Annotated in this window: 19 protein-coding genes and 1 pseudogene; 9 read left to right on the forward strand and 11 right to left on the reverse strand. The window is 70.7% G+C overall.

Annotated elements, in window-relative coordinates; all coding sequences use genetic code 11:
• Positions 1 to 12: 12 nt before the first annotated feature.
• From AB0D14_RS09225 to AB0D14_RS09240, 4 genes are all read right to left on the reverse strand, one after another.
• Complete coding sequence (locus AB0D14_RS09225) at positions 13 to 1,965, reverse strand: cellulase family glycosylhydrolase (protein ID WP_362776600.1); 1,953 nt, start codon at positions 1,963 to 1,965, stop codon at positions 13 to 15.
• 94 nt (positions 1,966 to 2,059) lie between these two features.
• Positions 2,060 to 2,389 (reverse strand): hypothetical protein, encoded by a 330-nt coding sequence (locus AB0D14_RS09230; RefSeq protein ID WP_362776357.1) that lies wholly within the window; start codon positions 2,387 to 2,389, stop codon positions 2,060 to 2,062.
• Entirely contained in the window at positions 2,386 to 3,084 is a 699-nt protein-coding gene (locus tag AB0D14_RS09235; RefSeq protein ID WP_362776359.1) for a response regulator transcription factor, read from the reverse strand. Before AB0D14_RS09235 ends, AB0D14_RS09230 begins: the two co-directional genes overlap by 4 nt.
• A gap of 53 nt (positions 3,085 to 3,137) precedes the next feature.
• Positions 3,138 to 5,513 carry a histidine kinase gene (locus tag AB0D14_RS09240; RefSeq protein ID WP_362776361.1) on the reverse strand — a complete coding sequence of 792 codons (2,376 nt, stop codon included), beginning with the start codon at positions 5,511 to 5,513 and terminating at the stop codon, positions 3,138 to 3,140.
• Positions 5,514 to 5,736: 223 nt separating this feature from the next.
• Between AB0D14_RS09240 and AB0D14_RS09245 the strand changes: the two genes are divergently transcribed.
• The gene (locus tag AB0D14_RS09245) at positions 5,737 to 6,195 is read left to right on the forward strand and encodes a DUF5707 domain-containing protein (RefSeq protein ID WP_362776363.1); all 459 of its coding nucleotides are present in this window, start codon (positions 5,737 to 5,739) and stop codon (positions 6,193 to 6,195) included.
• Between the two features lie 31 nt (positions 6,196 to 6,226).
• Here the strand turns inward: AB0D14_RS09245 and AB0D14_RS09250 are convergent, their stop codons facing one another.
• A complete protein-coding gene (locus AB0D14_RS09250; RefSeq protein ID WP_362776364.1) occupies positions 6,227 to 7,420 on the reverse strand; it encodes a helix-turn-helix domain-containing protein in 1,194 nt (397 codons plus the stop codon).
• A 426-nt stretch (positions 7,421 to 7,846) separates the two neighbouring features.
• On the opposite strand from AB0D14_RS09250, the gene AB0D14_RS09255 reads away from it, so the two are divergent.
• The gene (locus AB0D14_RS09255) at positions 7,847 to 8,677 is read left to right on the forward strand and encodes a DUF4394 domain-containing protein (RefSeq protein WP_362776365.1); all 831 of its coding nucleotides are present in this window, start codon (positions 7,847 to 7,849) and stop codon (positions 8,675 to 8,677) included.
• A gap of 128 nt (positions 8,678 to 8,805) precedes the next feature.
• On the opposite strand, the gene AB0D14_RS09260 is transcribed toward AB0D14_RS09255, so the two are convergent.
• The 3 genes from AB0D14_RS09260 to AB0D14_RS09270 form a co-directional block, all read right to left on the reverse strand.
• A complete protein-coding gene (locus AB0D14_RS09260; RefSeq protein ID WP_362776366.1) occupies positions 8,806 to 9,486 on the reverse strand; it encodes a response regulator transcription factor in 681 nt (226 codons plus the stop codon).
• Complete coding sequence (locus AB0D14_RS09265; RefSeq protein ID WP_362776602.1) at positions 9,483 to 10,838, reverse strand: sensor histidine kinase; 1,356 nt, start codon at positions 10,836 to 10,838, stop codon at positions 9,483 to 9,485. The genes AB0D14_RS09260 and AB0D14_RS09265 overlap by 4 nt, the downstream gene beginning before the upstream one ends.
• A 148-nt stretch (positions 10,839 to 10,986) precedes the next feature.
• Positions 10,987 to 13,263 (reverse strand): MMPL family transporter, encoded by a 2,277-nt coding sequence (locus AB0D14_RS09270; protein WP_362776368.1) that lies wholly within the window; start codon positions 13,261 to 13,263, stop codon positions 10,987 to 10,989.
• A 421-nt stretch (positions 13,264 to 13,684) separates the two neighbouring features.
• Here AB0D14_RS09270 and AB0D14_RS09275 point away from each other — a divergent pair, with 421 nt between their 5' ends.
• From AB0D14_RS09275 to AB0D14_RS09290, 4 genes and pseudogenes are all read left to right on the forward strand, one after another.
• Positions 13,685 to 15,010 carry a lipase family protein gene (locus tag AB0D14_RS09275; RefSeq protein ID WP_362776370.1) on the forward strand — a complete coding sequence of 442 codons (1,326 nt, stop codon included), beginning with the start codon at positions 13,685 to 13,687 and terminating at the stop codon, positions 15,008 to 15,010.
• 308 nt (positions 15,011 to 15,318) lie between these two features.
• A complete protein-coding gene (locus AB0D14_RS09280) occupies positions 15,319 to 15,522 on the forward strand; it encodes a cold-shock protein (RefSeq protein WP_107017975.1) in 204 nt (67 codons plus the stop codon).
• Positions 15,523 to 15,859: 337 nt separating this feature from the next.
• On the forward strand, positions 15,860 to 17,395 hold the full coding sequence (locus AB0D14_RS09285; RefSeq protein ID WP_362776371.1) for a DEAD/DEAH box helicase: 1,536 nt from the start codon (positions 15,860 to 15,862) through the stop codon (positions 17,393 to 17,395).
• Between the two features lie 105 nt (positions 17,396 to 17,500).
• A pseudogene (locus tag AB0D14_RS09290) lies at positions 17,501 to 17,800 on the forward strand (SCO5918 family protein); the annotation flags it as partial.
• A 387-nt stretch (positions 17,801 to 18,187) separates the two neighbouring features.
• Here AB0D14_RS09290 and AB0D14_RS09295 read toward each other — a convergent pair.
• Positions 18,188 to 18,562, reverse strand: coding sequence for a hypothetical protein (locus AB0D14_RS09295; protein WP_362776373.1), 375 nt, complete (start codon positions 18,560 to 18,562; stop codon positions 18,188 to 18,190).
• A gap of 614 nt (positions 18,563 to 19,176) precedes the next feature.
• Between AB0D14_RS09295 and AB0D14_RS09300 the strand changes: the two genes are divergently transcribed.
• The 3 genes from AB0D14_RS09300 (at position 19,177) to AB0D14_RS09310 (ending at position 22,003) form a co-directional block, all read left to right on the forward strand.
• A complete protein-coding gene (locus tag AB0D14_RS09300) occupies positions 19,177 to 19,521 on the forward strand; it encodes a MerR family transcriptional regulator (RefSeq protein ID WP_362776375.1) in 345 nt (114 codons plus the stop codon).
• Between the two features lie 302 nt (positions 19,522 to 19,823).
• A complete protein-coding gene (locus tag AB0D14_RS09305; protein WP_362776377.1) occupies positions 19,824 to 20,759 on the forward strand; it encodes a hypothetical protein in 936 nt (311 codons plus the stop codon).
• Between the two features lie 620 nt (positions 20,760 to 21,379).
• Entirely contained in the window at positions 21,380 to 22,003 is a 624-nt protein-coding gene (locus AB0D14_RS09310) for a GNAT family N-acetyltransferase (RefSeq protein ID WP_362776378.1), read from the forward strand.
• Positions 22,004 to 22,019: 16 nt separating this feature from the next.
• Here AB0D14_RS09310 and AB0D14_RS09315 read toward each other — a convergent pair whose 3' ends face one another.
• Complete coding sequence (locus AB0D14_RS09315; RefSeq protein WP_362776380.1) at positions 22,020 to 23,051, reverse strand: hemolysin family protein; 1,032 nt, start codon at positions 23,049 to 23,051, stop codon at positions 22,020 to 22,022.
• Positions 23,048 to 24,421, reverse strand: coding sequence for a hemolysin family protein (locus tag AB0D14_RS09320; protein WP_362776381.1), 1,374 nt, complete (start codon positions 24,419 to 24,421; stop codon positions 23,048 to 23,050). Before AB0D14_RS09320 ends, AB0D14_RS09315 begins: the two co-directional genes overlap by 4 nt.
• Positions 24,422 to 24,827 lie beyond the last annotated feature (406 nt).

The following is a 24,827-nucleotide window of genomic DNA, read 5'->3' on the forward strand; positions in this document are numbered from 1 at the left end:
CAGGGCCGCAGGTCAGGCAGATCTGAGTTTCCGGCAGTACAACGCGTCCGGAGTCCGTGACGACCCGACGCGGCCGGTGTACGCGATCCCGGCCGCGTACTCGTCATCCGCGCACTGCCCCTTGTAGTGGCCCTGCCCGAAGTCGCCACCCTTGGGCGCCGACCCCCTGTTGTCACCCCGGTCGAACCAGACCGTACGACCACTCGTGCCGGTGATCGCGCCGGCCGGGGAGGCCGCACACAGGGCGGCCGAGACGGCGGCACCCCGGACGCTGTACCCGGTGAGGAACTGGCCGTCGGGACACTGGAGTTTGGTGTATCCGGACGCCCAGTCGCCGCCCGGCCCGACGTACCGCTCGTCCCTGACGACCTCATGTCCGCCGGCCGGATCCCGCAGCGGCCCGGTGGTCACGTCGGAGCACAGGCCCCGGTTGCCCGTGTGGCTGAGGCCGAGGAGGCGCTGTCCGTCAGGACAGGCGGCCTTGCGGGCGCCGGAGTCCCAGTCGGGGAGCGCGCGCATACGGCGTGAGGCGACGAAGTCGCCGTGGTCGGGGCTGAGCATCGACCACTCCGTCACGCGGGCGACAGGGCCGGTTCGGCCGGGGGCCCCGATGAGCCGGGTCCAGGCGGCGGACCGCCAGTCGTCGCCGTCGTACACACCCATGCGGTGGCCCGCCGCGTCCCAGTGCAGCAGGGCCCAGCCGTTGCCGCGGCGGTTCTCGTGCCAGCCGACGAGCGGCCAGTACGCGAAGTCGGCGTCGGTACGGACGAGTTGGTCGACGAAGTTCTCGAACCAGGCACGCTGCTTGACCCCCGTCTCCTCCCGGCCGCCGGCCCCGAACTCGCTGATCCAGACCGGAGCGGTGAAGTGCCGGTCCTGTTCGGCGGTGACGAAAAAGGCCTGGCGGTTCAGTACGTCGATGAGTTCGGCGGGGCTGAAGTCGCGGTAGCGGGGGTCGGTGGTCTCGCCCGTACCCGTGGCGCCGCTGTGGTTCGGGCCGGTGTAGTCGTAGAAGTGGGCGGAGTACACGAGCTTGCCGGAGTCGACGAGCGTGTGCGAGAGGTTGCGTACGGGCTCCAGGGTGGGACGCCCGTGGGCGAGACCGTCGACGGGGATGCCGGTCCAGTTGATGCCCTCGACGATGACGAGAAGGTCGGGGTCGGCCTCGGTCAGGATGCGGTCGCCCACACGCTGGGAGGCGGCGAACCAGTCGTGGTCGTCGCCGAGGCCCCAGTTGGGGTCGTCCCAGACGTTGCGGCGCACCTCGTTGTAGAGGTCGGCGCCGACGACTCGCTGGTTGTCCTTGTAACGGCGGGCCATGAAAACCCAGTCGGCCTCCCAGGTCTGGACGGACTGGCTCGCGTTCCAGCGTTCGTTGCCGTCGACTCCGCAGCACCAACGGGTCGTGTTGGTGTGGTTGTTGAGGATGACCGCGAGCCCGGCGGCGGTGAGTTCGCGTACCACCGCGTCGTAGACCTGGAGCGGGGTCCTGCCGCGCAGGACGGGATTGGCGGCGACGGCGTCGTCGGTGACGGGACGGCTGTCGTGGACCATCTCGTTGGAGAAGGGCAGCCGGATGCTGTTGATGCCGATCTCCTGGAAACCGGCGATGATCTCGGCCATGGGGGCCCGGTCCAGGCCGAGGGGCATCCGGCCGGAGTTCTCGCCCGCGTGGTGGCCGGCGTCGTCGTCCACGCTTCCGCTGCCGTTCCAAGTACCGCTGGCACCATGCCAGTTGCCGGACCGCAGCTTGAACCGGTCGCCGTTCGCGTCGACGATCCAACGGCCGCGCGTACTGAGCGGCGGCGTCCAGGCCGCCGCGGCCGGGGCGACCTCGCGGACGGCGGGTTCCGACGCGGCCGGCGCCTCAGTCGCAGCCACGGCCGCAGGGACAGGCGCCAGGGGCGCCAGGAGGAGGACGGCGACCAGAGTCGCCCTGCCGAAGGATCCGCGCACGGTCACCATCCCAGAGAACGACTGCGACTGCGTTGTCATGGCAGCGTCATCATGCGGGACAGTGCGGTGTTGGTCCAGGCCTGTGAGGCGATTCCCGCGGGATTCAGGACACCGGGCGCTGACTCCTGCCGCGGCGCAGCGCACGGGCGCACCAGCCGATGACCAGGGCGTTGGCCAGCGCCCCGATCACGACGGTGGCGACGAACATGCCGATGCCCGTCGGCAGCAACATCAGCGGCACGAAACTGGCCGGAGCGGTGGCGAGCAGCGGGATGACACCCGCCATCGACGCGTCCGAACTCTCGCGCGTGGTTTCCACGAGGGCCCATACGAGCAGGACGGCACAGGCCAGCAGGTATATACGGGCGAAGATGTCGCCGAGCGCGTGACGCAGCAGTCGCAGGACGGCTCGGCCAAGGCTCTTACCGGTCACAGGGCTGTACTCCTCAGGTCGGTGCTGGGCGGGTTGGGGCGGGCGAGGCCGAGGTCGTACGCGAGGATCGTCGCCTGTACGCGGTCTCGCAGGCCGAGTTTGCGCAGCAGCGCGTTCACATGGGACTTGACGGTGCCGACGGTGACGCCGAGTTCGTCGGCGATCTCCGCGTTGTTGAGTCCGGACGCGACCAGGGCGAGGACGCCCCGTTGGCTGCCGGTGAGGCTGTCCAGCTCGCTCGGACCGCCCCCCGCCCGTATGCCGGCGCCCGCTCCCGACGCGTAGTGGCCGATGAGCCGACGGGTCGCCGACGGGGCCAGCACGCTCTCCCCGTCGGCGACCACCCGGATGCCCTGCAGCAGTTCGGCGGCGTGCACGTCCTTCAGCAGGAAGCCGGAGGCTCCGGCACGCAGCGCGTCGAAGATGTACGAGTCGAGGTCGAAGGTGGTGAGCACCAGGACCCGGGGCGCGTTCTCCCGTCCCGTGATGATCCGGGTGGCGGCGATACCGTCGAGCACGGGCATCCGGACGTCCATGACGACCACGTCGGGGGCCAGTTCTGCGGCGAGACGTACCGCGGCGGCGCCGTCGGCGGCCTCGCCGACGACCGTCATGTCCTCCTCGGCGTCGATCACTGCGGCGAACCCCGCCCGCACGATGCCCTGATCGTCGACGACCAGCACCTTGAGGCTCATAGCTCCCGTTCCCTCTTCTCGTTGTTCTGCTCGTCGTTCTGCTCGTCGTTCTGCTAGTCGTCTTCCCACTGCGGAATCGGTGCGAGTGGCAGCCGGAGGCCGATGGTGCCCGGCCGACCGGTGTCCAGGGTGCCGCCGAGCGCGGCGGCGCGCGCCGCCAGCAGCTCCCGTACGGCGGGCCGGGCGGCGCGGGGAACCCCGGTGGCCGTGAGGGTCAACGTATCTCCGTCCACATCGAGGACGAGCACCGCGGGCTCCTCACCGCCGGCCGCCAGCACCGTCTCGGCGGCGTGGTAGGCGGCCAGGTCCACGGCGGTGGGCAGCCGCTCCGGCACGCGGTCGGTCACCCGGATCTCGACGTCGCGACCGGTGGCCCGGCACTGGTGGGCGAGCAGGTCGAGAGCCTGGAGGGTGGGCTGCGGCCGCAGCTCGGGCCCCTCCTCACCGTCCCGGACCGTGTCGAGCAGGGCGCGCATCGCGGCCAGGGCCTCGCGGGCGCGTTCGGCGGTCCCGTCGAGCCGGCCCGCCTCCGCCTGGGCGACCATGTCTGCGGTGCGCGCCAGCACGGTGGTCTCCAGCCCGGCGGCCATCCGGCGACGCTCGGCCCACGCGTCCCGAACGGCTTCCCCCGTCCAGGCGGCGAGACGCTCGTCCCGCGAGCCCCGCTCGCCCCCCACTTGCCGCCCGCGCAGAGCCCCGCCCCACAGGGCCGCGCCGACCGCCAGGCCCATCCCGCCCGTCGCCCCCACAACCACCACCCAGCCGGGAACCACCGTCCCCCGCTCCAGCACGGCAAAGACAACGGCCCCGCCATGCACGGCCAAGGCCACGACCGAGCGCCCCACAAGGGCGCGGGGAACCGCGCGCCCAGCCCCCACGGACCCGCGGCCGAAGACCCACGCGCCCCGCGAAGCCCTCGGCAGAGGATCCGCAGCCAGGCGATACGCCTCCGCGGCGAGCGCCGCACACGTGGCGAGCATGCTCAGCGCAGGCGGCAGCAGAACAGGCCCGGTGTACTCACCCACAACCATCGCCACCGGCCAGAGCAGAGCAAGTCCCAGCAAGGCACCCAGTGCGGCCCGAGGCGCTCGGCGCAGCCACCACAGCGCGACCACCTGCCCCGTGGCCAGCAACGCGAAGAGCATGCCCGCCGACGCCCCCTGCCCCCCGCCCGACGCGGTCTCCGCCCGGATGACCAGCACGGGGAGCAGCGGTTGCAGGACCAGGCCGGCCGCGGCCACCAGTTGCGCCACACGGTAACTCCGCGGAGCGGGCCGCTGTGCCGGGGCGGCGGTCCGGCCGGGCAGGACCGCGCGCACCTCCCAGCCGCCCTCCGCCGTCGGTCCGCTGGTCAGGGTGCCGCCGGCCTCCCGGGCCCGGGACCGCAGGAAACCCTGGCCTCGTCCGCCGCCCAGGCCCGCAGCGTGCGCCGTCGCACCGGACAGCGGCGGCGCGCTCGTGACCACGACGTCCGTGCTGGTGTCGCCGTACCGGCACAGCACTCTCGTGTGCGCACCGGGTGCGTACCTGGCCACGTTGGTCAGCGCCTCGCGCACGATGCCGTAGGCGGCGTCCGCGACGGCGCCGTCCGGCAGCGGACCGATCTCGCAGTCCACCGGCTGGTCGAGGCGGCGGAACCCGGCCACCAGTTCCAGCAGCCGCTCCTCCGGCGAGGGCGTTCCCTCCCGCGAGGGCGCCGGCGCCCGCACCGCGCCGAGCGCCCGCGTGACCTCGTGGCCGGTCTCGACCGCGAACCGCAGTGCGTCCGCGGCCAGTTCGGGACGGCGCTCCCGCAGTCCGAGGGCCGCACCCGCCGTGACCACCACGGCCGTCAGATGGTGCGCGCTGACGTCGTGCAGCTCCCGCTCCATACGGCGTCGCTCGACCGCCGGCAGCCGATGGCGTTCGGTCTCGGCACGCCTCAGCAGGTGCTCGGCCGTCTCCCGGGCGCGACTGGTCCGCCGTACGAGGAGGCCGGCGCCGCACGTGACGGCGTACAGGAGGGCGGTCAGGACGAGGTCGAGGCCGTTGCGGTCGCCGATCCCGTGCAGGGTGAGGCCCTGCAGCAGCTGCCAGACGGCGAGCGCTCCGACGCACAGCACAGCGGTGAAGGTGTCGCGTTCGGTCGCCACGGTGAACAGGGCCAGCGCGACACCGGCGGTCCCCAGTACCGCCATCGCCCCGGTGGGCAGCGGCCCCGCGCCCAGCGCGCAGGCGGCCGCGACCAGGACGAGGGCGGCCACCGGGCGGGTACGGCGCAGGGCGAGCGCGGCCGTCACAGGTCCGGCCACCAGGATCGCCACGAGAAGGTCGGACGCGGCCGGGGCGGACCCGCGCACGAGCGCCCCACCGGGCCACACCACGGCCTGGGCGCAGAGCAGGAGGGCCGGGAGCAGCCGGTCGTCGGTTCGGTTCAGGGAAGGTTTCATGACGGCTCAAGGCTATGGCGCAGGTGAGCGGCCCGGACCCGGCTGAGGGTGGATCCCGTCTCTACCTCTGGTTCGAGACAGCAGTCATCCGGCAGCGCGACGACCGGACACCGGCCCGGACCCTAATCTCGAACACATCGAGGAAGTCGAAGAAGTCGAATCCACCGAACAACCGCAGAACTTCTCAGCTCCATTCCGGTAGAACAATTCAGGGAGATATTCCATGTCCAAGCGCATTCTCGTGTCGTCGCTCATCGGTGTCGGTGTCATCGGCGTGGTCGCCGTCGGCGGGTTCGCCATGGCGTCGACCTCCTCGCCGGACTCGAAGACGACCGTGAAGGACAGTTCGACCCGCTACGTCGGCCCGACCGGTGCCAGGGCGGGTTCGCTGACCTTCACCACGGACGTCAGCGACGACTCGGGCATCCGCGGGCTCAAGGTGCTTGCCTGGCCCGCGAGTTCGAAGCTCGACCCGGGCGCGGCGGAGATGCGGCACGTGGAGAGCGCCAAGTGCCGGAGCGTCTCGGACGAGAAGTCCCGCTGCACCTACGCACTCAAGGTCACGCAGAAGGACGCGGACGAGCTGGACAAGGGTGCCTGGCACATCTCGGCGCTGGCGACGGCCAAGGACGGCGACACGAAGTTCGTGCCCCGCGCCGGCGCCTTCGATGTCACGCGCTGACCCTCCAGCACCGCTTCACCTCCTCAGCGCCTCAGCGCCAGGCTCCCGACAGACCCCGTGTGACGACCGAGCTGAGGATCCGTACGCCCTGCGTCGAGCCGGGGTCGATGTCCGTGAGCTCCCGTACCCGGCGGAGCCGGTAGTCCAGGGTGCGCGGGTGGACGTTGAGGGCCTCCGCCGCGAGGCCGCGGTTCATGTCGTGGCGGTAGTACGCGTCGAGGGTGCGGAGGAGGTCCGGGCCGGGTTCGAGGCGCCGGGCCACCGTCCGGAGCCAGTCGTCGACGAACGGCACGTCCGCGACGGCGAGTTCGACGAAGACGTCCGCGATGGTGTGCGGCCGAAGGCGCGCGGACGTACGCCGCAACGGAGCCGCCCTGCTGATCCGCCGGGCCCGGTCGAGGGCGCCGGCGAGCTCGGACCGCGGTGCGTCGGCGGTGCCGACGGCACAGAGGTGGCCGAGGGCCCGGGCGAAGTCCTGTAAGAGGTCGGGGACGACGGGCGGTCGCACGGTCTCGGCGCCGCAGGGAACCAGGGCGATCAGTTCACCGCCCCTGCCTCCGCGCTCCGGGCGCCAGGTGACCGGCACCTGGTGGGTCTTCACCAGCGTCTCGATGCCGCTCTCCAGGTCACGGTCGCCGACGGGGCATTCGGGCACCCGGATCACCGTCACCATGTAGTGCTCGGCCAGTTCCATGCCCGTGACCAGAGCGAACTCCGCAGCTATGGGGTCCTCTACCAGCAACGACCTTGCCAGCAGGTCGACTTGGTCGACGTACGGGAGACGGCTGCGCATCGCCGCCACGAAGCCCCGGCGGTAGGCGCCGATGCCGCGCTCGCCCTGCGGGGCGAACCAGCTCATGATCCGCATGAGTTCCTCGACATCGCCGCCGCGCTGGGCCTCGGTCGCCTCGTGGATCTCGCGCAGCATGAGTTCGGTGTGCACGCGCAGGACGCGTTGCCGCGAATCCAGCGACATTCCCGACCCGGCCCGCGACTCGCCCATCGACGCGATGTAGCCGAGATCGTCGTCGGTCAACATGCCGTTGCCCGGGGCCAGTTCGACCGTGCGGTGCCTGAACCACACCGAGTACTCCAGCGTCTCGGCCCTGGCCCTGGAGTTCACGTCCAACGACCCGAGTTCCGGGATTTCGCGTACGTACGTCTCGACCTCGCGGCGTGCGTTGGCCGACGCCTGCCGGGCCAGCTCGGCGAAGAGGCTCCCCATGAGCATGAGCATGTCACCGGGAGCAAGCGTGCCGGCAGATGAAAACCGGACGGGTAATTATCACTCCGGGTGAACCGGTGAAGGATGTGTGGACGGCTGGTTTGTCACAGTACGCAAAGTTCCTTGATCTGGACGTTCTTGTGGCTCGATCCGCTTGTGGGGCCGCTGCGGCCTGGGCTTAATGGAAACCGCGCATCACACCCGGAATCGCTTCGAACCCGCAGATGACCAGCGAATGCCCCACGGATGACCTGCAGATGACCCGCGGATTCCCCGAAGCGCCGGACAACGCATCTCATCGTCGTGCGACGGGCGTCCAGACGCCCTGTTTCGCTGCGCTCGCCAGGAACTGGAATTCTTGCAAACGGGAGGGAACCAATGATGAAGGCAAGCTTCAGGAAGAGAATCGCGGCGGCGGTAGCAGTCATGGCCGCGGCAACCGCGCTCACCGTGAGCGCGCCCGGCTCCAGCACCGCCGCCCCCGACGCCACTCCCAGTCTGCGAGCGTTCGGGATCACCGGCTCCGGCACCACGATGGCCACGTTCCTGACCGACGCCCCTGACACCCTCAACTGGGTCAAGACCATCAAGGGACTCGTCGGCGACACCAAGCTGGTCGGGATCGACTTCCGCGTGCAGAACGGCCTCCTGTACGGCGTCGGCGACAAGGGCGGCATCTACACGATCACGTTCCCGCCGACCACCGCCGACGTGGTCATCACCAAGGTCTCCCAGCTCCAGGTCACGCTCTACGGCACGGTCTTCGACATCGACTTCAACCCGGCGGCCGACCGGCTGCGGGTGATCAGCAACTACGGCCAGAACCTGCGGCACAACCTGAACGACGGTACGACGGCCACGGACAGCATGCTGAACGTCCCGCCGCTCACCACGGCGGCCCAGGGCGTGACCGCGGCCGGTTACACGAACAACGACCTGGTCGGGTCCACCGCGACGACCCTGTTCGACGTCGACACGTTCAACGACCAGGTCGTCATCCAGTCGCCCCCCAACGCGGGCAACCTCGTCGCGACCGGGCTCCTCGGCTTCGACGCCGGTACCGACGCGGGCCTGGACATCTACAGCTACCTGACCAACGGCAAGACGACCTCGAACGCCGCCTTCGCCTCGCTCACCCCGTACGGCGCCGACACCCCGTCGCTCTACGCCCTCAACGTCCTCACCGGCGAGCCGTCGCTCATCGGCCAGTTCCCCCTGAACATCACGGACCTGGCCATCTCCCTCACCGGAAGCTGAGCGCTTCGGAACTCCTCCGAACTCTCTTCGGAATTCTTCGGAAGTATTCGGAACTCACCGCCTCGTCGCGGTCCGTACGCTCCGGACCGCGGCGGGCCCGAAGCGCGTTCCGCTCCGGGAGCGGCCCGTCACAGCGCGGCCGGTCCCGCCTGTACCAAGCCCGTCTGGTAGGCGATCACGACCAGTTGGGCGCGGTCCCGGGCGCCCAGTTTCGTCATGGCGCGGTGGATGTGGGTGCGCACGGTCAGTGGGCTGACCGTGAGGTCCTCGGCGATCTCGGTGTTGGACTTGCCCTCCGCCGCCAGGGCCATGACCTCGCGTTCGCGCGCCGTCAGCTCGGCCAGGCGTTCCGGGGGCGCCAGTTGAGCCCCCGGCTCGGGGGACGTGAGGAAGCGGGTGATGAGCGTGCGGGTGGCGCCGGGTGAGAGCAGGGCCTCTCCGGAGGCCACGGTTCTCAGGCCGTCCAGCAGGGTGTCGGCGGTGACGTCCTTGCCGAGGAAACCACTTGCTCCCGCGCGCAGCGCCTGGGCGACGTAGTCCTCGGTCTCGAAGGTGGTCAGGATGAGGACGCGGGTGGCGGACAGTTCCGGGTCGGCGCAGATGGCGGACGTGCCGGCGAGGCCGTCCACACCCGGCATACGGATGTCCATGAGGACGATGTCGGGGTGGTGGGCACGGGTCAGGTCCACCGCCTCCGCGCCGTCGGAGGCCTCGCCGACCACCGTCATGTCGTCGCAGGAATCGATCAGGATCCGGAAGGTGGCCCGCAGCAGGGCCTGGTCGTCGGCGAGCAGCACCCTGATGGTCATGGCTTTCCGCTTTCGGAGAAGTTGGCGGGCCTCGCCGCTCCCAGAGCCCCCAGAGCCCCGAGGGCGGCTCCGGCAGTTCCGGCAGCCCCCGTCATCGTCATCGACGGCTGGAGCGGCAGCGCGGTGGTGACCTCGAAGCCACCGTCCGGGCGGGGGCCGGCCCGGAGTTCCCCGCCGATGGACTGGGCCCGCTCGCACATGCCCACGATCCCGAAGCCGCGGCTCTGCCCGGCCGCCCCCACCGCGGAGGGGGCGGTGGGGGCGGCCGGGACAGCCGCGGACGCGGAGACCCCAGGTCCGTCGTCGGTGACCGTGATCAGCAGCCGGGAGGTGACGTAGGCGAGACGCACCTCCGCGGTCTCCGCGCCGGCGTGCTTGGTCACGTTGGTGAGCGCCTCCTGCACGATCCGGTACGCCGTCAGGTCCACCCCGGGTGAGAGCGCCCGCGGTTCGCCCTCCGTGGTCACCGTGACGGCGACCCCCGCGGACGCGCACGACGCGACCAGGTCGGGCAGACAGTCGAGGCCGGGGGACGGTTCGAGGGACGGTCCTGCCGGGTCGTCGCTCCGGCGCAGCAGCCCCAGCGTCGCCTTCAGCTCGCGCAGCGCGGAGGACGTGGTCCCGGTCAGGTCGTTGAGTATCTTCCGCGACTGCTCCGGGTTGCTGACCGCGAGGTGGGCGGCGGTGCCGGCCTGGGCGTTGGCCAGGGCCAGATGGTGGGCGACCACGTCGTGCAGCTCGCGGGCGATGCGCATGCGCTCCTCGGCGACCCGCAGCCGCGCCTCCTCCTCGCGGGTGCGCTCGGCGTGTTCGGCACGGGCCTGCACCGATGCCAGGTAGGCGCGTCGCAACCGGGTCATGTTGCCGGCGGCGAGCGGCAGCAGCAGCCAGAAGAAGGGACCGACGATCCGGATCAGCAGGGAGAGGCTGTCCACGGAGTCGGAGATCGCGTACGCGACCGTCAGCGGCACCATGACGCAGAGGCCGTAGAAACGGGTGGTCCTGCGGTCGGTGAGGGTGGCCAGCCAGTAGAGCGAGGCCATGACGGGGGCCAGCAGAAGAGGGGTGAGCAGATATCCGAGGATGACCGCGACCATGGTGCAGACCGTGGTCACGAAGACGGCGATCCGCGGATGACTGCGGTACCTGAGCAGGGCGACGAGGCAGGAGATGCCCATGAGGATGCCGGCGGCCCCCTCCTGGTCGGGTTGGTCGGCGCCGGGCAGGGTGAGGTTGCCGCCCAGGACCGCACAGCCCATCAGCACCAGGACCACCACCACGTCGACGGCTCGGGTGTGGCGGTCCGCGTACTGCTCGAAGCGGTCCGTGTAACGCTCCAGGCTGCTGGACATGGGGTTCTCCGGTGGGTCCGGTGGGTGGGCTGCATCCATCGTGGACATCGTGGACGCCGGTGGCTGCGAACGGTCGACGGGGCCGCCCGTGTCGTTCGTCACGGGCGGCCCCTGCCGGGGGAAGGCGGTCGGTCGTCTCAGGTGTGACTCAGGTACGCGCCCCTGCCAGGTCGGCTGTGTCGTCGGCGGGGGCCGGTTCCGCCTCGGGCCGGCGGCTGAGCGCCTCGCCCTCCACGTCGACGCGGGGCAGCAGCCTGTCCAGCCAGCCCGGCAGCCACCAGGCCTTGTGGCCGAGCAGGGCGAGGACGGCGGGCACGATCGCCATCCGTACGACGAAGGCGTCGAAGAGGACGGCGGTGGCCAGCCCGAACCCGATCATCTTGATCATGGAGTCGCTCTCACCGATGAACCCGGCGAAGACCGCGATCATGATCAGGGCGGCGGCCACGACGACCCGGGCGCTGTGCCGGAACCCGCTGGTGACCGCCTGGTGGGGCGATTCGCCATGGACGTACGCCTCGCGCATCCGGGAGACCAGGAAGACCTCGTAGTCCATGGCCAGGCCGAAGACGATGCCCACCAGGAAGATCGGCATCAGGCTCATGATCGGCCCGGTCTGCTCCACGCCCATGAGTCCGGCGCCGTGGCCCTGCTGGAAGACCAGGACGACCACGCCGAGGGACGCCAGGACCGACAGGAGGAAGCCGAGGGCCGCCTTCAGCGGGACGAGCAGGGAACGGAAGACCACCATCAGCAGGATGATCGCCAGGCCGACCACGACGACCAGGTACGGGACCAGCGCCGCCTGGACCTTTTCGGAGATGTCGATGTTCAGCGCGGTGGTGCCGGTGACCTCGAAGGTCGTGCCGGTCTCGGACTCGACCCCGGACCGCTCGTCCCGGATGGTCTGTACGAGGTCCTTGGTCTTCTCGTCGGTCGGTGCGGTGGTGGGCACGACCGAGAAGACCGCTGTGTCACCGGCCTCGTTGAACCGTGGCGGTGTGACGGACACGACCCCCTTCGTGGCGCCGATCTCCTTGGAGACGGTATCCACCGCGCCCTTCGCGTCGGAGTCGCCCTTGGCGTCCACGACGACGGTCAGCGGACCGTTGAAGCCCGGCCCGAAGCCCTCGGCCAGCGCGTCGTAGGCCCGGCGTTCGGTGGTGGACGTCGCCTTCGCCTCGTCGCCGGGCATGCCCAGCTGCAGGCCGGTCACCGGCACCGCGAGCACTCCGAGGCTCACCACTCCGAGGAGCAGCACGGGCACGGGACGGCGCAGCACGAACCGCGCCCAGCGGGTGCCGCCGTTGTCCCTGGCGCTCTCCTCGACGCGTCCGCTCTCCTGCCCGGCGCGTCCCTCTGTCTTCTTGTCACGGCCGCCGGCCTTCTCGGCACGGCCGCTTCGGCGGGCCCGGCGCGTGAGTACGGCGTTCGGCCAGAAGCCGAGGAGAGCGGGGACGAGCGTCAGCGCGATGAGTACGCCCACGGTGACCGCGCCCGCCGCGGCCAGGCCCATCTTGGTGAGCATCGGGATGCCGACCACCGCGAGCCCGGCGAGGGCGATGACGACGGTGAGCCCCGCGAAGACGACGGCGGAACCGGCCGTACCGGCCGCGAGCCCGACCGCCTCCTGCGGCGCACGCCCCCGGGCCCGCTCCTCGCGGTAACGCGAGACCACGAACAGGGCGTAGTCGATGCCGACCGCGAGCCCGAGCATCATCGCCAGGGTGCCGGTCGTCGTGGACAGACCGAGGGTGCTGGCCAGGGTCATGATCGTGGCCATGCTCACACCGACGCCGATGAGGGCGGTCAGCAGCGGCAGCCCGGCCGCGGCGAGCGACCCGAAGGTGATCAGCAGGACCACCGCGGCCAGCGCGACGCCTATCAGCTCGGCCGCTCCGCCCGGTCCGCCGCCGTCGTCCAGCGCGGTCCCGCCGGCCTCGACGGTCAGCCCGGAGCCGCGGGCCTCGTCGACCACCTTGTCCAGCTGGGAGACGCTGGCGTCGGTGAGGTCGGGGACCGCGACCTTGTAGGTGACGGTCGCGTACGCCGTGGTGCCGTCCGCACTGACCGCCTTCGCCTTGAAGGGGTCGGCGGCGCTCGCGACCTGCGAGCCGTCGGCCAGCTCGGTCACAGCCCGCTGGACGGCCTTCTTGTGGCCGGCGGCGGTGACCTTCTCACCGCCCGGCGCGACGAAGACGACCCGGGCGGTCGCGCCGTCGGCCGACGCGCCGGGGAAGCGCTGTTCCATCAGGTCGAACGCCTTCTGGGACTCGATGCCCGGCATGGAGAAGCCCTCGTCCGCGGCTGCCGGGGCCTTCATGGCGCCCAGGCCGACCACGGCCAGGACGGCCGCCCACATCAGGGCGACGTACCAGCGACGCCGGAAGGCCAGACGGCCCAATCGGTACAGAAAAGTAGCCACGGCAGGAGGTCTCCATATCTGGTGCCGAATGTCCCTCCAGGCTGTCCGGTGGAGGGTCCTCCTGTCGTCGTGCGTCTGCCGACACATTCCGCTACTCAGAACGCAGTAGGAAAGGGCCGCCGGGTCCGCCTCGGGTACGACGGACGCACTCCTCCTGTCAGCCCAAGGTCTGCCTCCGGTCTGCACCCGGTCTGCACCCGGTCAGCGCCCAGGCAGCACCCCGGCTGCACCCGGTCAGCCTCGCCATGACCGCGACGGGCCCGCCACAAGGCCGCGACGAGGCCGGTTATTAGACAGGCCGTCAAGTTACCGAACCGTAACCTTCCTACTGCTACCACGAGTAACTTACTCATAGGTAAGTTCCAGGCGAACCACCTCTCCGCCGGCCGACTCCCCCACCCCGCTCCACAGGAGGTTCGCCATGCCCGCACGCAGAAAACTGCTGGCCGCGGCAGTCACCGCCGCCGCCTGCCTCGGTACCCAGGTCCTCACGGCCACCGCCGCCACGGCGGCGGACGAGGTCGTCTCCCGGGGCGTCACCATCCCCGCCTTCTACAACCCGCCCACCACCCTGCCCACCGCCGACGGCACGCTCGTCCGCAGCGAACCGCTCCCGCTGGCCCTGAGCCTGCCCAGCCTCGACGGGCCGCTGCCGGGCAGCGCGACCCGGCTGATGTACAAGTCCACCGACTCGAACGGGAAGCCGGTCGCGGTCACCGGGGCGTACATCGAGCCGACGGCCCGGTGGAAGGGCGGCGGGCCACGGCCCCTGGTCGCGGTGGCGCCCGGCACGCTGGGCCAGGGCGACCAGTGCGCCGCCTCCATGGGCCTCGAACACCCGCTGTCGTTCAACGGTGAGACGGTGTCCGTCGGCTACGAGGACCTGGCGATCTACCGGCTCCTCGCCAAGGGCACCGCCGTGGTCGTCACCGACTACGCGGGCCTCGGCGCGACCGACCGGCTGCACACCTACGTCGACCGGGTCGACGAGGCACACGCGGTCCTGGACGCCGTGCGCGCGGCCCACTCGGTCGGCGGCAGCTCGGTCACCGCCGGCTCCCCGGTCGGGCTGTACGGATACAGCCAGGGCGGCGGAGCGGCGGCCGCGGCCGCCGAACTCCAGTCCTCCTACGCACCCGACGTCACCCTCTCCGGAACCTACGCGGGCGCACCCCCCGCCGACCTGGCCTCCGTCACCAAGGCCATCGACGGCAGCGAGCTGGCCGGGGCGCTGGGCTGGTCGCTCAACGGCTTCCTTCAGTCCGACCCGAAGCTGAAGCCGATCGCGGAGGCACATCTGAACGCGGCCGGAAAGGCGGCCCTCACCGATCTGTCCACCATGTGCGTCGGTGACGCCCTCTTCGGCTACGGCTACACCAAGAGCACCAAGTGGACGACCGACGGCCGCACCATCAGCGACATCATCGCCACCACGCCCGAGCTCAGGACGTTCCTGGACGGTCAGCGCATCGGCAGGCTCAAGCCCTCCGGTCCCGTCCGGCTCGCCACGGGCGTCAGCGACAACCTCGTCCCCCACGGCCAGTCCCGGGACCTCGCCGTCGACTGGTGTCGCAAAGGGGCCAACGTCACATACAAGCCCGTCGTCCTGCCGGGCGTCGGCAGCGCACTGCTCAACCACTTCGCCCCGCTGCTGACCGACCAGGGTGACGCCGTCAACTGGCTGACCGACCGGTTGTCGGGCGAGCGGGCCACCTCCAACTGCTGGAGCCTGCCAGTACAGCCCTGACAGCAGGCAGAAACCATGCGCCCCGGGCTCGCCAATATCTGTGCCCGCAAGATGAGAATTCGGCTCGACGCGCGATGAATATTGCTTACCCGACAGGCGGGGCGGATTTCGTCATCACGCAGGGCCGATCGCAGCGTGCTAGTCTCGACATCAGTTGCAGTTGTGGTTCCCGAAATCTTGCAGGTGTCCCCACCAGTTCATTCGGGTGGGGATCCTTTATGGCTCCGGTTATTTCCGGCGGGGTGATCATCACGGCGACACGGTGTGCACACAGTGTGCGCTCCGAAACCGCCCCGAAGGAGATAAACATGGCTTCCGGTACCGTGAAGTGGTTCAACGCAGAAAAGGGCTTCGGCTTCATCGAGCAGGACGGCGGCGGCGCTGACGTCTTCGCCCACTACTCGAACATTGCCGCCCAGGGCTTCCGCGAGCTGAACGAGGGCCAGAAGGTCACGTTCGACATCGCGCAGGGCCAGAAGGGCCCGACGGCCGAGAACATCGTTCCCGCCTGACGTCGGCACGCACTTCGCAGCTGGGGCCCGCACCTTGGGGTGCGGGCCCCAGCTCGCTGCATTCCAGGGGAATCGCGACCCGCTCTTCGCCACCCTCCTCGGGGTCCTCCGTCCGAGCTCCGGATGAAAATCCTCCGCAGTCTCCCGCACGGAACGACCGACCCCGTCCAAGGAGCCGCGCAACGCGCTCCGGCAAGGCCTCCAGCGAATATTCCCCATCGGTTCGGTTTTCCAACCGAATCTGCTCCCTTTTTCTTCGGCTCGTTCTTGCAATTCTCTGCGCTGCTTGTTTTCCGCGGGAATTCCTTGATACGCGCCACGTCAAGGAAGGTTCCACGTGAACCGCACGCGCACGAACGACCGCTACTCCCGCACCCGCACCGGAAATCCGGGCTCGAGCTCGGGCTCCGGCTCGGGCTCCGCAAAGGGCGGCTACCGCTCCAGCGCCCCGCGCCGCAGCGAAGGCTACGGCGGACGCCGGCAGAGCGGCCCCCAGGGCGAGTTCGCCCTCCCGAAGACGGTCACCCCGGCGCTGCCCGCCGTCGAGGCGTTCGCCGAACTCGACATGCCGGAGCAGCTGCTGGCCGCCCTCGCCCATGAGGGCGTGACCGTACCGTTCCCGATCCAGGGGGCGACCCTGCCGAACTCCCTCGCGGGCCGTGACGTACTCGGCCGTGGCCGCACCGGCTCGGGCAAGACCCTGGCCTTCGGCCTCGCGCTGCTCGCCCGTACGGCAGGCCGCCGCGCCGAGCCGCGCCAGCCGCTGGCCCTCGTCCTCGTACCCACCCGCGAGCTGGCCCAGCAGGTCACCGACGCGCTCACCCCGTACGCCCGCTCCCTGCGGCTGCGGCTGACCACCGTGGTCGGCGGCATGTCGATCGGCAAGCAGGCCGGTGCGCTGCGGGCCGGCGCGGAGGTCGTCGTCGCGACGCCCGGCCGGCTCAAGGACCTCATCGACCGCCGCGACTGCCGCCTCGACCAGGTTGACATCACCGTGCTCGACGAGGCCGACCAGATGACCGACATGGGCTTCATGCCCCAGGTCACCGAGCTGCTCGACCAGGTACGCCCCGGCGGCCAGCGGATGCTGTTCTCGGCCACGCTGGACCGTAACGTCGACCTGCTGGTCCGCCGCTACCTGACCGACCCCGTGGTCCACTCCGTCGACCCGTCCGCGGGTGCGGTGACCACCATGGAGCACCACGTCCTGCACGTGCACGGCGCGGACAAGCAGCGGACGACCACCGAGATCGCGGCCCGCGAAGGCCGCGTGCTCATGTTCCTGGACACCAAGCACGCGGTGGACCGGCTGACCGACCACCTGCTGAACAGCGGTGTACGGGCCGCGGCCCTGCACGGCGGCAAGTCCCAGCCGCAGCGCACGCGGACGCTGTCGCGGTTCAAGTCCGGACATGTGACGGTCCTGGTGGCGACCAACGTCGCGGCACGCGGAATCCATGTCGACAACCTCGACCTGGTCGTGAACGTCGACCCGCCCACCGACCACAAGGACTACCTGCACCGGGGCGGCCGCACGGCCCGTGCCGGTGAGTCCGGCAGCGTCGTCACGCTGGTGACCCCCAACCAGCGCCGCGAGATGAGCCGCCTGCTGGTCGCCGCCGGCATCAACCCGCAGACCACCCAGGTCCGCTCGGGCGAAGCCGAGCTGAACCGCATCACCGGCGCACAGACCCCCTCGGGTGTCCCCGTCACCATCACCGCGCCCGCCTCGGAACGCCCCCGGCGCAACGCCTCCTCCGCACCCTCCTCGGCGTCCCGCGGCCGGCGCGGCCGCGGCAGCCGGAGCCGGTCCACCGGCGACGCGGTACGCCGCTCGGCGCCGCGCTCGTCCGCCGTCGACGCGGCAGCCTAGGCCCTGTCCAGGGCCTGTCACGTCAGACAGGCCCTGGCCCCGGCGCGTCCGGTCCGCTTAGCTTTTCCTCTCTTCCCTGTCTCTTCTCTGTGACTGTGAGGCATCATGCGCTGTGTCATCGCCCGGTTCCCGTTCGACCTCACCAAGAACGGGGTGCTGGACTCGATGAAGGGCATCAAGCCCGAGGCCATCACGGGTGAGTCCGTGCTCATCGGCCGCCGCCAGTACCCCGTCAAGCAGGTGGGCGAAGTCATCACCCGGCAGGACCGCCGCGACTTCACCGGCGCAGAGGTCACCCGGGCCATGGCCCGGCTCGGCTTCACCTGCCGCAGCGCCCCGGAGCCCACGCCCGCCCCGCGCCCCCTCACCCCGCTCCAGAACGCGTCGGCGATGCTCGGCGACCCCGAGTCCCCGGCGACTGCGACGGCGACCACCGCTGCGGCCGAGGACGTCGTCACGTCCGCGGACGCGACCACGACCGTGGACGCCCCGGCGGATGCGGACGTGACGACCGACGTGACGGCACATGCAGACGTGACGGCGGACGTGCCGGCACATGCGGATGTGGACGTGACGGCGGACGTGGACGCGAGCTCGAACGCGGCGGTGGCCGCGGGCGTCGCCGGCTGACACGCAGGACAGCGGCTGGTACCGGTACAGCCCGGTAGCAGTACAGCGATGAAGGGCCCTGCCGATGCACATCGGCAGGGCCCTTTGTCGTTCTGTCGTTTTCATCGCCCGCCGCTACGGCGGCTCGGTGGTGGGCAGTTCGGTGGTCGGCAGTTCGGTGGCTCAGTGGTCGGAGTAGCTGAAGTCACCCACGGTCCAGGCGCTGACGTCCTTGATCGCGACGCGGTACATCCCGCCGGTCTCGGGAATTCCGACGTTGCCCTGCAGGATCCGGGCGAGATGGAAGTGCAGATGCGTGGGCTCCGCGTCACGGTCGGCGCGGTCCTGCGGCCGGTCCGCGAAGAAGACGTCGGAGAACGGGCCGAGATGGTCCGAGTCCTTCAGCACTTCCGAGACCCGCTCCCGCCATACGGATTCGGGGGCCAGTCGGCCGGTGATGACAGCACCACCGGCAACCACGGTCAGCGACATCCGATTGCTGTGCCCGGACTCCACCAGGGCTGAGATGCCGACGAGCAGTTCGTCAGGGTTCGACATGGAAGCCGATTCTATCCAGTGGTCGTTCCCCCATCACCCCCCGTCTCACCTCCCGTTTCACCTCCCGCAGAGATGACACCAGGATATTTGGGACCTATGCCGCTCAAAATCTGTGTTTGCCAGGGTAGACATTGGTCGCGTGCGTGGCTAAGGTTTCTCTTGTAGACGAGATCACGCAAGGCCCGGCAGACACGAACTGGCGGGTAGAAGTACGGGTAGAAGTAGGAGAAGTACGCAGTTCAGGGCGGTTGTGGAGTTCCGAAGCCAAGTGTTCGCAGGACGGTGACGGGACTGACAGCCGCACTGGGCGGCTCGCAGGCCCAGGAGCCGCCGACGGAACAAACCCACTGATCCCGAGGAAGGACGGAGGGAGCAGACGCCATCAGGATCGCCCGGCCCGAGAGCGTTCGGACCGGGTACCGCAAGGCCCCGGAATGGAAGGTGGTCCCCGGTCACGCAACTGCGATCCCCGTACTCCCTGCCCTCTCCCGGGCCGGGCGGCGGAAACAGAAGGTCGGCGCGACAGTAACGTCGGCAGATGGTGTTCAATTTCCTTCGGGGCCCTGGTGCCGTACGGCACCAGGGCCCCTCGACGCGTTGCAGAACGAGGTGACATGACAGCAGACAATCCACTGAGCAATCGTCTGGAAGACGACGACTACCCCGCGTACACGATGGGCCGGGCCGCCGAGATGCTCGGCACCACCCCGGGATTCCTCCGGGCCATCGGCGAGGCCCGGCTCATCACTCCGCTGCGTTCCGAGGGCGGGCACCGGCGCTACTCCCGATACCAGCTCCGGATCGCCGCTCGCGCCCGCGAGCTGGTCGACCGGGGCACCCCGGTCGAGGCCGCCTGCCGCATCGTCATCCTTGAGGACCAGCTTGAGGAAGCACAGCGCATCAACGCCGGGTTCCGCCACGGCGCGAGCCAGGTACCGGACGGTTCCGGCTCTTCCTGAACAGCCGCCGACCGGACCGTCACCCGAACCGTCACCCGGGCCCTCGCCGGCACTTTCGCCCGCGCCTTCGCCCTCGGAACCAGCGGCGGAGCGCCGGGGCCGCGAGGGCACGGCCGGTGCCGGATGCGCACAACCTTGCACGTGAACCCCGGAGAATCCGTGCAGGAGCGTCACACAGGCTGCACCTGGTCCCTGGAAAGCCTCGTTAGCGTGACTGGTCCCTCGACCTCACGTACCCGCGTACGACCACGACCAGGCAGCGGCCCGGCGGGTCGACGGCGAGTCAACTCAGGAAGACGCTGATGGACTACTGCTCCTCGTGCCGTCGGCATCTCAACGGCGCCCTGGTGTGTCCCGGGTGCGGCGCCTATGCCCCCGACATCGCCCCGGTCGTCGTCAGCCGCCACGCCGTCCAGCCCCGGGTCACCATGGCCGCCGGAAGCGCGGCGGCGGACGCCGCCCCGGTATGGGAGCCCGCGCGCGGGGGCATGGGCGTGGGCCTGGTCGAGGCCCCGGACACTGCCCCGGCCCCGTACTCGGCCCCGAACCCCGGCGAGGACCCGTACGACGGCGAGGGCCCGTACGACGGTTTCGAGGGTGCGGCGCCCGCACCGCAGGGGCGTGCCGCGCGGCGCCGCCAGCGTGCCCGCTGGAAGAAGAACCAGCGCCGGGCCGTGGTCGCGACCGCCGTCGCGCTCGTCGGAGGCGGCCTGACCTTCACCGCGATGAACCAGAACTCGGCCGACCGGGCGGAGGCCGCCTCGGCACCGGAGGCCGCGGGCGGGCGCGCCGGCTCCGTGGAGGAAGAGCCGTCGCAGTACACCCGCCCGTCGTCGGCACGGCCGGACGACGTCCAGCGGTCCTCGGACGCCTCTTCCACCCAGTCACCCGCGAACGGCGACGGACCGGGTCGGCGGAGCGCAGCCGCCCCGACCTCTCTCGCGCCGCAGGGTTCCCGGCCGGCCGCCGTTCCCTCTCCGAACACGACACCGTCGGCCGCGTCCGACCTGGGGTCGCGCAACGCGTCCTCGTCCTCGTCCTCGTCGTCCTCCGAGACTCCGACCGGCACCGCGTCACAGCAGCCGTCGGTTCCCGCCACCGGCGGATCGGACGGGTCCGACGAGTCGAGCGACACGGGCGGTACGGGCAGCTCGGACCCGGGTACGTCGCCGGCGAGCCCCGCGCCGACAGCGACCTCACCGTCACAGCTCTGCCTGCTCGTGGTGTGCATCGGCTGACGCTCGCTGCCGGAGGTCACTCCGGTGTGCCGGCCGCCGCCGGTGTCGTGCCCACCGGCGGCGACCGCACCGCCCTTCCGCGCCGCCCCCCGGCAGCGGTTCCAGGGCTGGAGATCCCTCGTCGGATCGCGACGGCACGCGGGAGTGCACCGCCGGAGGATTCGCAAGGGACATGTGGACAGGGACCCGCTCGCGAGAAAGCGGCGGGAGAGAGTCTCCTCGGCGGTGGCGATCGCCTCGTCCTGGCGCCCGGGATCAAGAGCTGATGCACCCGGGGGCTGGGGGCGCGAGGGAAGCCGCGTACACGGCTTCGACATCGTTCGCGGGCTCAAGATGAGCCCTGTTCGTCATTCTGTTCCGAGCGTAGGCGAGACCGGCGGCCGTGCCCAGCCCTCCGGTCCGTCGACCACCGGACGATGTCGTCCACTACCGCACGGCGCGGGCCCCGGACAGCTCATGACTCCCCGCGCCCCCTCCCGCCCCTCCCTCTCCGCCCCCTCGCCTTCTCTCATATGACGGGGCATCATCTGCCGGTGACGACGCACCGTTTACCACGGCGGCTCCTGCTGTGATGATGCCGAGTCCGGGGATGTCCGTCCCGCGGCCGGGGGGAGGCCCGTATGGCAGAGGTGTACTTGCGCAGACTGTCCCGGTGGCAGGCCGAGCAACAGCGGAACGCCGTCGCGGACGTGTACGCCGGCGCGTACCGGGGTGCGGCGGGGCCGGAACATCACGACCGCCAGGGCTTTCTGCTGCGCCTTGAGCAGCATGTGCAGCACACCGGCTTCGACATGGTGGTCGCCGACACGGCCGGGACGGTCGGCTGTGCCTACGGGTTCCGGGTGCCGTCCACCGGGGAGTGGGGGTCCGACTTCCGGGGGGAGTTGCCGGACGATGTCCAGGAACTCACCGCCTCGGGCCGTACCTTCCTGCTCGCCGACCTGATGGTGCTGCCGGCCCACCGCCGTCTCGGCATCGCCACGCGTCTGGTCGAACGCCTGCTGATCCGGCTCGACACCGACCTGGTCGTCGCGACCACGGAACGCCCCGGCGACGGCAGCGGCGACAGCGGCCCCGGCAGCGGTCCGGGGAACGCGGCGTCGGAGGCATTCCGCTCCTGGGGATGGTCGAGGTCCGGCGTTTCGACCCTCGGCCCCACCTCGGTTCCTGGCGCCGGCTCCGGAGCCGGCGCCGCCGCGCACGCGGTCACCCAGGAACTGTGGATCCGCAGACCACTGAGGTGACCGCCCGCTCACATGGTCAGACGCCCGCCGGGGACGGCCCGACCAGCTCCGACAGGACGTCCTCCATCGTGACGAAGCCGAGGACCTTGCCCGCCTCGCCGGTCACCGCCGCGAGGTGGCTGCCGGTGGCCCGCAACGCGGTGAGCGTGTCGTCGAGCGGGGTGTCGATACGGACGCGGGTCACCGGGTGCAGGGCGGCCCGGGGGAACGGGCTGTCGCGGTCGGTGACGCCGAGGGTGTCCTTGATGTGGAGGTAGCCGAGCAGCGTGCCGTCCCCGCCCGTCACGGGGAACCGTGAGAAGCCGGCCTCGGCGGCCGCGCGCTCCAGCCTGGCCGGGGTCACGGTGTCGTCGACCGTACGCATCCGCTGGGCCGGGACGAGGATCTCGCCGACCGGGCGGGTGCCCAGCTCCAGGGCGTCGCGCAGCCGTTCGCCGTCGGCGGCCGTGAGGAGTCCGGCCTCGCTGGAGTCGACGACCATACGGGCGAGCTGGTCGTCCGTGAAGGCCGATTCCACCTCGTCCCTGGCCTCGACGCGCAACAGCTTCAGCAGGGTGTTGGCGAAGGCGTTGATGCCGAAGATGAACGGCTTGAGGGCCCGGGTGAGGGCCACCAGTGCCGGGCCGAGGAGCAGCGCGGTCTGCGCGGGCGCGGCGAGCGCGATGTTCTTCGGGACCATCTCGCCGAACAGCATGTGCAGATACGTCGCCACGGTGAGCGCGATCACGAAGGCGATCGGGTGCACCAGACCGTGCGGGATGTGGGCCGCCTCGAAGGCGGGCTCCAGCAGGTGCGCGATGGCCGGCTCGGCGACCGCGCCCAGCACCAGCGACGAGACGGTGATGCCGAGTTGGGCGGTCGCCATCATCGCCGAGATGTGCCGCAGTCCCCACAGGGTCATGCGGGCCCGCTTGTTGCCCTCCTGGGCCAGCGGTTCGATCTGGCTCCGGCGTACGGAGATCAGGGCGAACTCGGCGCCGACGAAGAACGCGTTGGTCAGCAGGGTCAGGGCGCCGATGACCAGTTGGATGGTGGTGGACGTGTTCATCGGGACTCCCGCACGCTCTGGCCGACCGGCTTGCCGGCCGACCTGCCGACCGGCTCCTCGGCCTGTTCGCCGACCGGTTCGGTGATGCGGACCCGGTCGGCCCGGTGGTGCTCCACGTCGAGGACGTCCAGGCGCCAGCCGTCCAGGTCGAGGACATCGCCCTCGGCCGGGATCCGGGCGAGCCTGGTGGCGACCAGCCCCGCGACCGTCTCGTACGGCCCGTCCGGCGCGCGCAGGCCTATTACGGCCAGCTCGTCGAGCCGTACGCCGCCGTCCGCCTCCCAGGCCGCGCGGCCGTCCGCCGCGGCGGGGGCGGGCAGCAGATCGGGCACCTCGACGGGGTCGTGCTCGTCACGGACCTCGCCGACGACCTCCTCCACGATGTCCTCCACCGTGGCCACGCCCGCCGTGCCGCCGTACTCGTCGATGACGACGGCCATCGTGCGGGCCGTGCGCATGCGTTCCAGGAGCCGGTCCGCGGACAGACTGTCCGGCACCAGGAGCGGGGCCGTGGCCAGCTCGGTGACGAGGGTCACGGCCCGCTTGCCGGGCTCCAGGGCGAGTACGTCACGGATGTGGACCGTGCCGACGACCTCGTCCAGGCTGTCGCGGTAGACCGGGAAGCGGGACAGGCCGGTCACGTAGGTGAGGTTGGCGGCGTCGGTGGCCGTGGCGTGGGCCTCCAGCGCCCGCACGTCGACGCGGGGCGTCATCACGTTCTGGGCGGTCAGCTCGCCCAGGTGCAGCGTACGGACGAACAGTTCGGCGGAGTCCTGCTCCAGCGCTCCCTGCGCGGCCGAGTGCTGGGCCAGCGCGACGAGTTCCTCGGGGCCGCGCGCGGAGGCCAGCTCCTCGGCGGGCTCCAGACCGAAGCGGCGTACGAAACGGTTCGCGGTGTTGTTGAGGTGCCGGATGAACGGGCCGAACGCCGCCGTGAAACCGCGCTGCGGTCCCGCGACCACCTTCGCGACGGCCAGCGGGCGCGAGATCGCCCAGTTCTTCGGCACCAGCTCGCCGACCACCATCAGGACGACGGTGGAGACCACCACGCCCAGGACGGTCGCCGCGGTCGAGGCGGCGCCGCCCAGGCCGATGGCCTTCAGCGGCCCCTCCAGGAGCACCGCCAGCGACGGTTCGGCGAGCATGCCGATCACCAGGGAGGTGACGGTGATGCCCAGCTGGGCACCGGACAGCTGGAACGTCAGCTTCCGGACGGCCTTCAGCGCACCGTCCGCGCCTCGCTCGCCCGCCTCGGCCGCCCGCTCCAGATCACCGCGCTCGACGGTGGTCAGGGAGAACTCGGCCGCCACGAAGAGCGCGCAGGCGAGGGTGAGCGACAGGGCGAGCAGAAGCAGCAGGATCTCGGTCACCGTGCCACCCCCACTCCGGTACGCATGCGTCTCGGGCCGGGAACGGCACGGCTGGTACTGGGAGGTTCACCCATGGTGGAACCGCTACTCCTTCGTCGTCATCGCGAGCCGTCACTCGCACGTCCCCCCAGTGTAAAGGAATCGCAAAGTAGGTCGTCCAGAGGCGGCAGGGGTGAGTGATGCAGCTCATACCCCCCTGGCCCGGGTGCACCGATCAGCGCGTGTCGTCCGCGTCGTCACGGAGGGCGACTGGAGCTGCTGTGCCCCCGCGGACGCCCATGAGGCACGGGAGGGGCCGCGAGTCGGCCGCGAGTCGGCCGCGGAGCGCGCGCAGCCCGGGGTCGACGCGGCGATCTCCGTAACTTCCCTGACTGCATGTCAGCATGTTGGGTCTGCCCGCGAGTTG

The sequence above is a fragment of the Streptomyces sp. NPDC048484 genome (genome assembly GCF_040651415.1).
Taxonomy (GTDB): domain Bacteria; phylum Actinomycetota; class Actinomycetes; order Streptomycetales; family Streptomycetaceae; genus Streptomyces.

Bases quoted from the DNA above. Each gene is read 5' to 3' on its own strand.
- AB0D14_RS09225 (WP_362776600.1), bottom strand. From the start codon at position 1,965: ATGGTGACCGTGCGCGGATCCTTCGGCAGGGCGACTCTGGTCGCCGTC.
- AB0D14_RS09235 (WP_362776359.1), bottom strand. From the start codon at position 3,084: ATGAGCCTCAAGGTGCTGGTCGTCGACGATCAGGGCATCGTGCGGGCG.
- AB0D14_RS09240 (WP_362776361.1), bottom strand. From the start codon at position 5,513: ATGAAACCTTCCCTGAACCGAACCGACGACCGGCTGCTCCCGGCCCTC.
- AB0D14_RS09245 (WP_362776363.1), top strand. From the start codon at position 5,737: ATGTCCAAGCGCATTCTCGTGTCGTCGCTCATCGGTGTCGGTGTCATC.
- AB0D14_RS09250 (WP_362776364.1), bottom strand. From the start codon at position 7,420: ATGGGGAGCCTCTTCGCCGAGCTGGCCCGGCAGGCGTCGGCCAACGCA.
- AB0D14_RS09255 (WP_362776365.1), top strand. From the start codon at position 7,847: ATGGCCGCGGCAACCGCGCTCACCGTGAGCGCGCCCGGCTCCAGCACC.
- AB0D14_RS09260 (WP_362776366.1), bottom strand. From the start codon at position 9,486: ATGACCATCAGGGTGCTGCTCGCCGACGACCAGGCCCTGCTGCGGGCC.
- AB0D14_RS09265 (WP_362776602.1), bottom strand. From the start codon at position 10,838: ATGTCCAGCAGCCTGGAGCGTTACACGGACCGCTTCGAGCAGTACGCG.
- AB0D14_RS09275 (WP_362776370.1), top strand. From the start codon at position 13,685: ATGCCCGCACGCAGAAAACTGCTGGCCGCGGCAGTCACCGCCGCCGCC.
- AB0D14_RS09280 (WP_107017975.1), top strand. From the start codon at position 15,319: ATGGCTTCCGGTACCGTGAAGTGGTTCAACGCAGAAAAGGGCTTCGGC.
- AB0D14_RS09295 (WP_362776373.1), bottom strand. From the start codon at position 18,562: ATGTCGAACCCTGACGAACTGCTCGTCGGCATCTCAGCCCTGGTGGAG.
- AB0D14_RS09300 (WP_362776375.1), top strand. From the start codon at position 19,177: ATGACAGCAGACAATCCACTGAGCAATCGTCTGGAAGACGACGACTAC.
- AB0D14_RS09305 (WP_362776377.1), top strand. From the start codon at position 19,824: ATGGACTACTGCTCCTCGTGCCGTCGGCATCTCAACGGCGCCCTGGTG.
- AB0D14_RS09310 (WP_362776378.1), top strand. From the start codon at position 21,380: ATGGCAGAGGTGTACTTGCGCAGACTGTCCCGGTGGCAGGCCGAGCAA.
- AB0D14_RS09315 (WP_362776380.1), bottom strand. From the start codon at position 23,051: ATGAACACGTCCACCACCATCCAACTGGTCATCGGCGCCCTGACCCTG.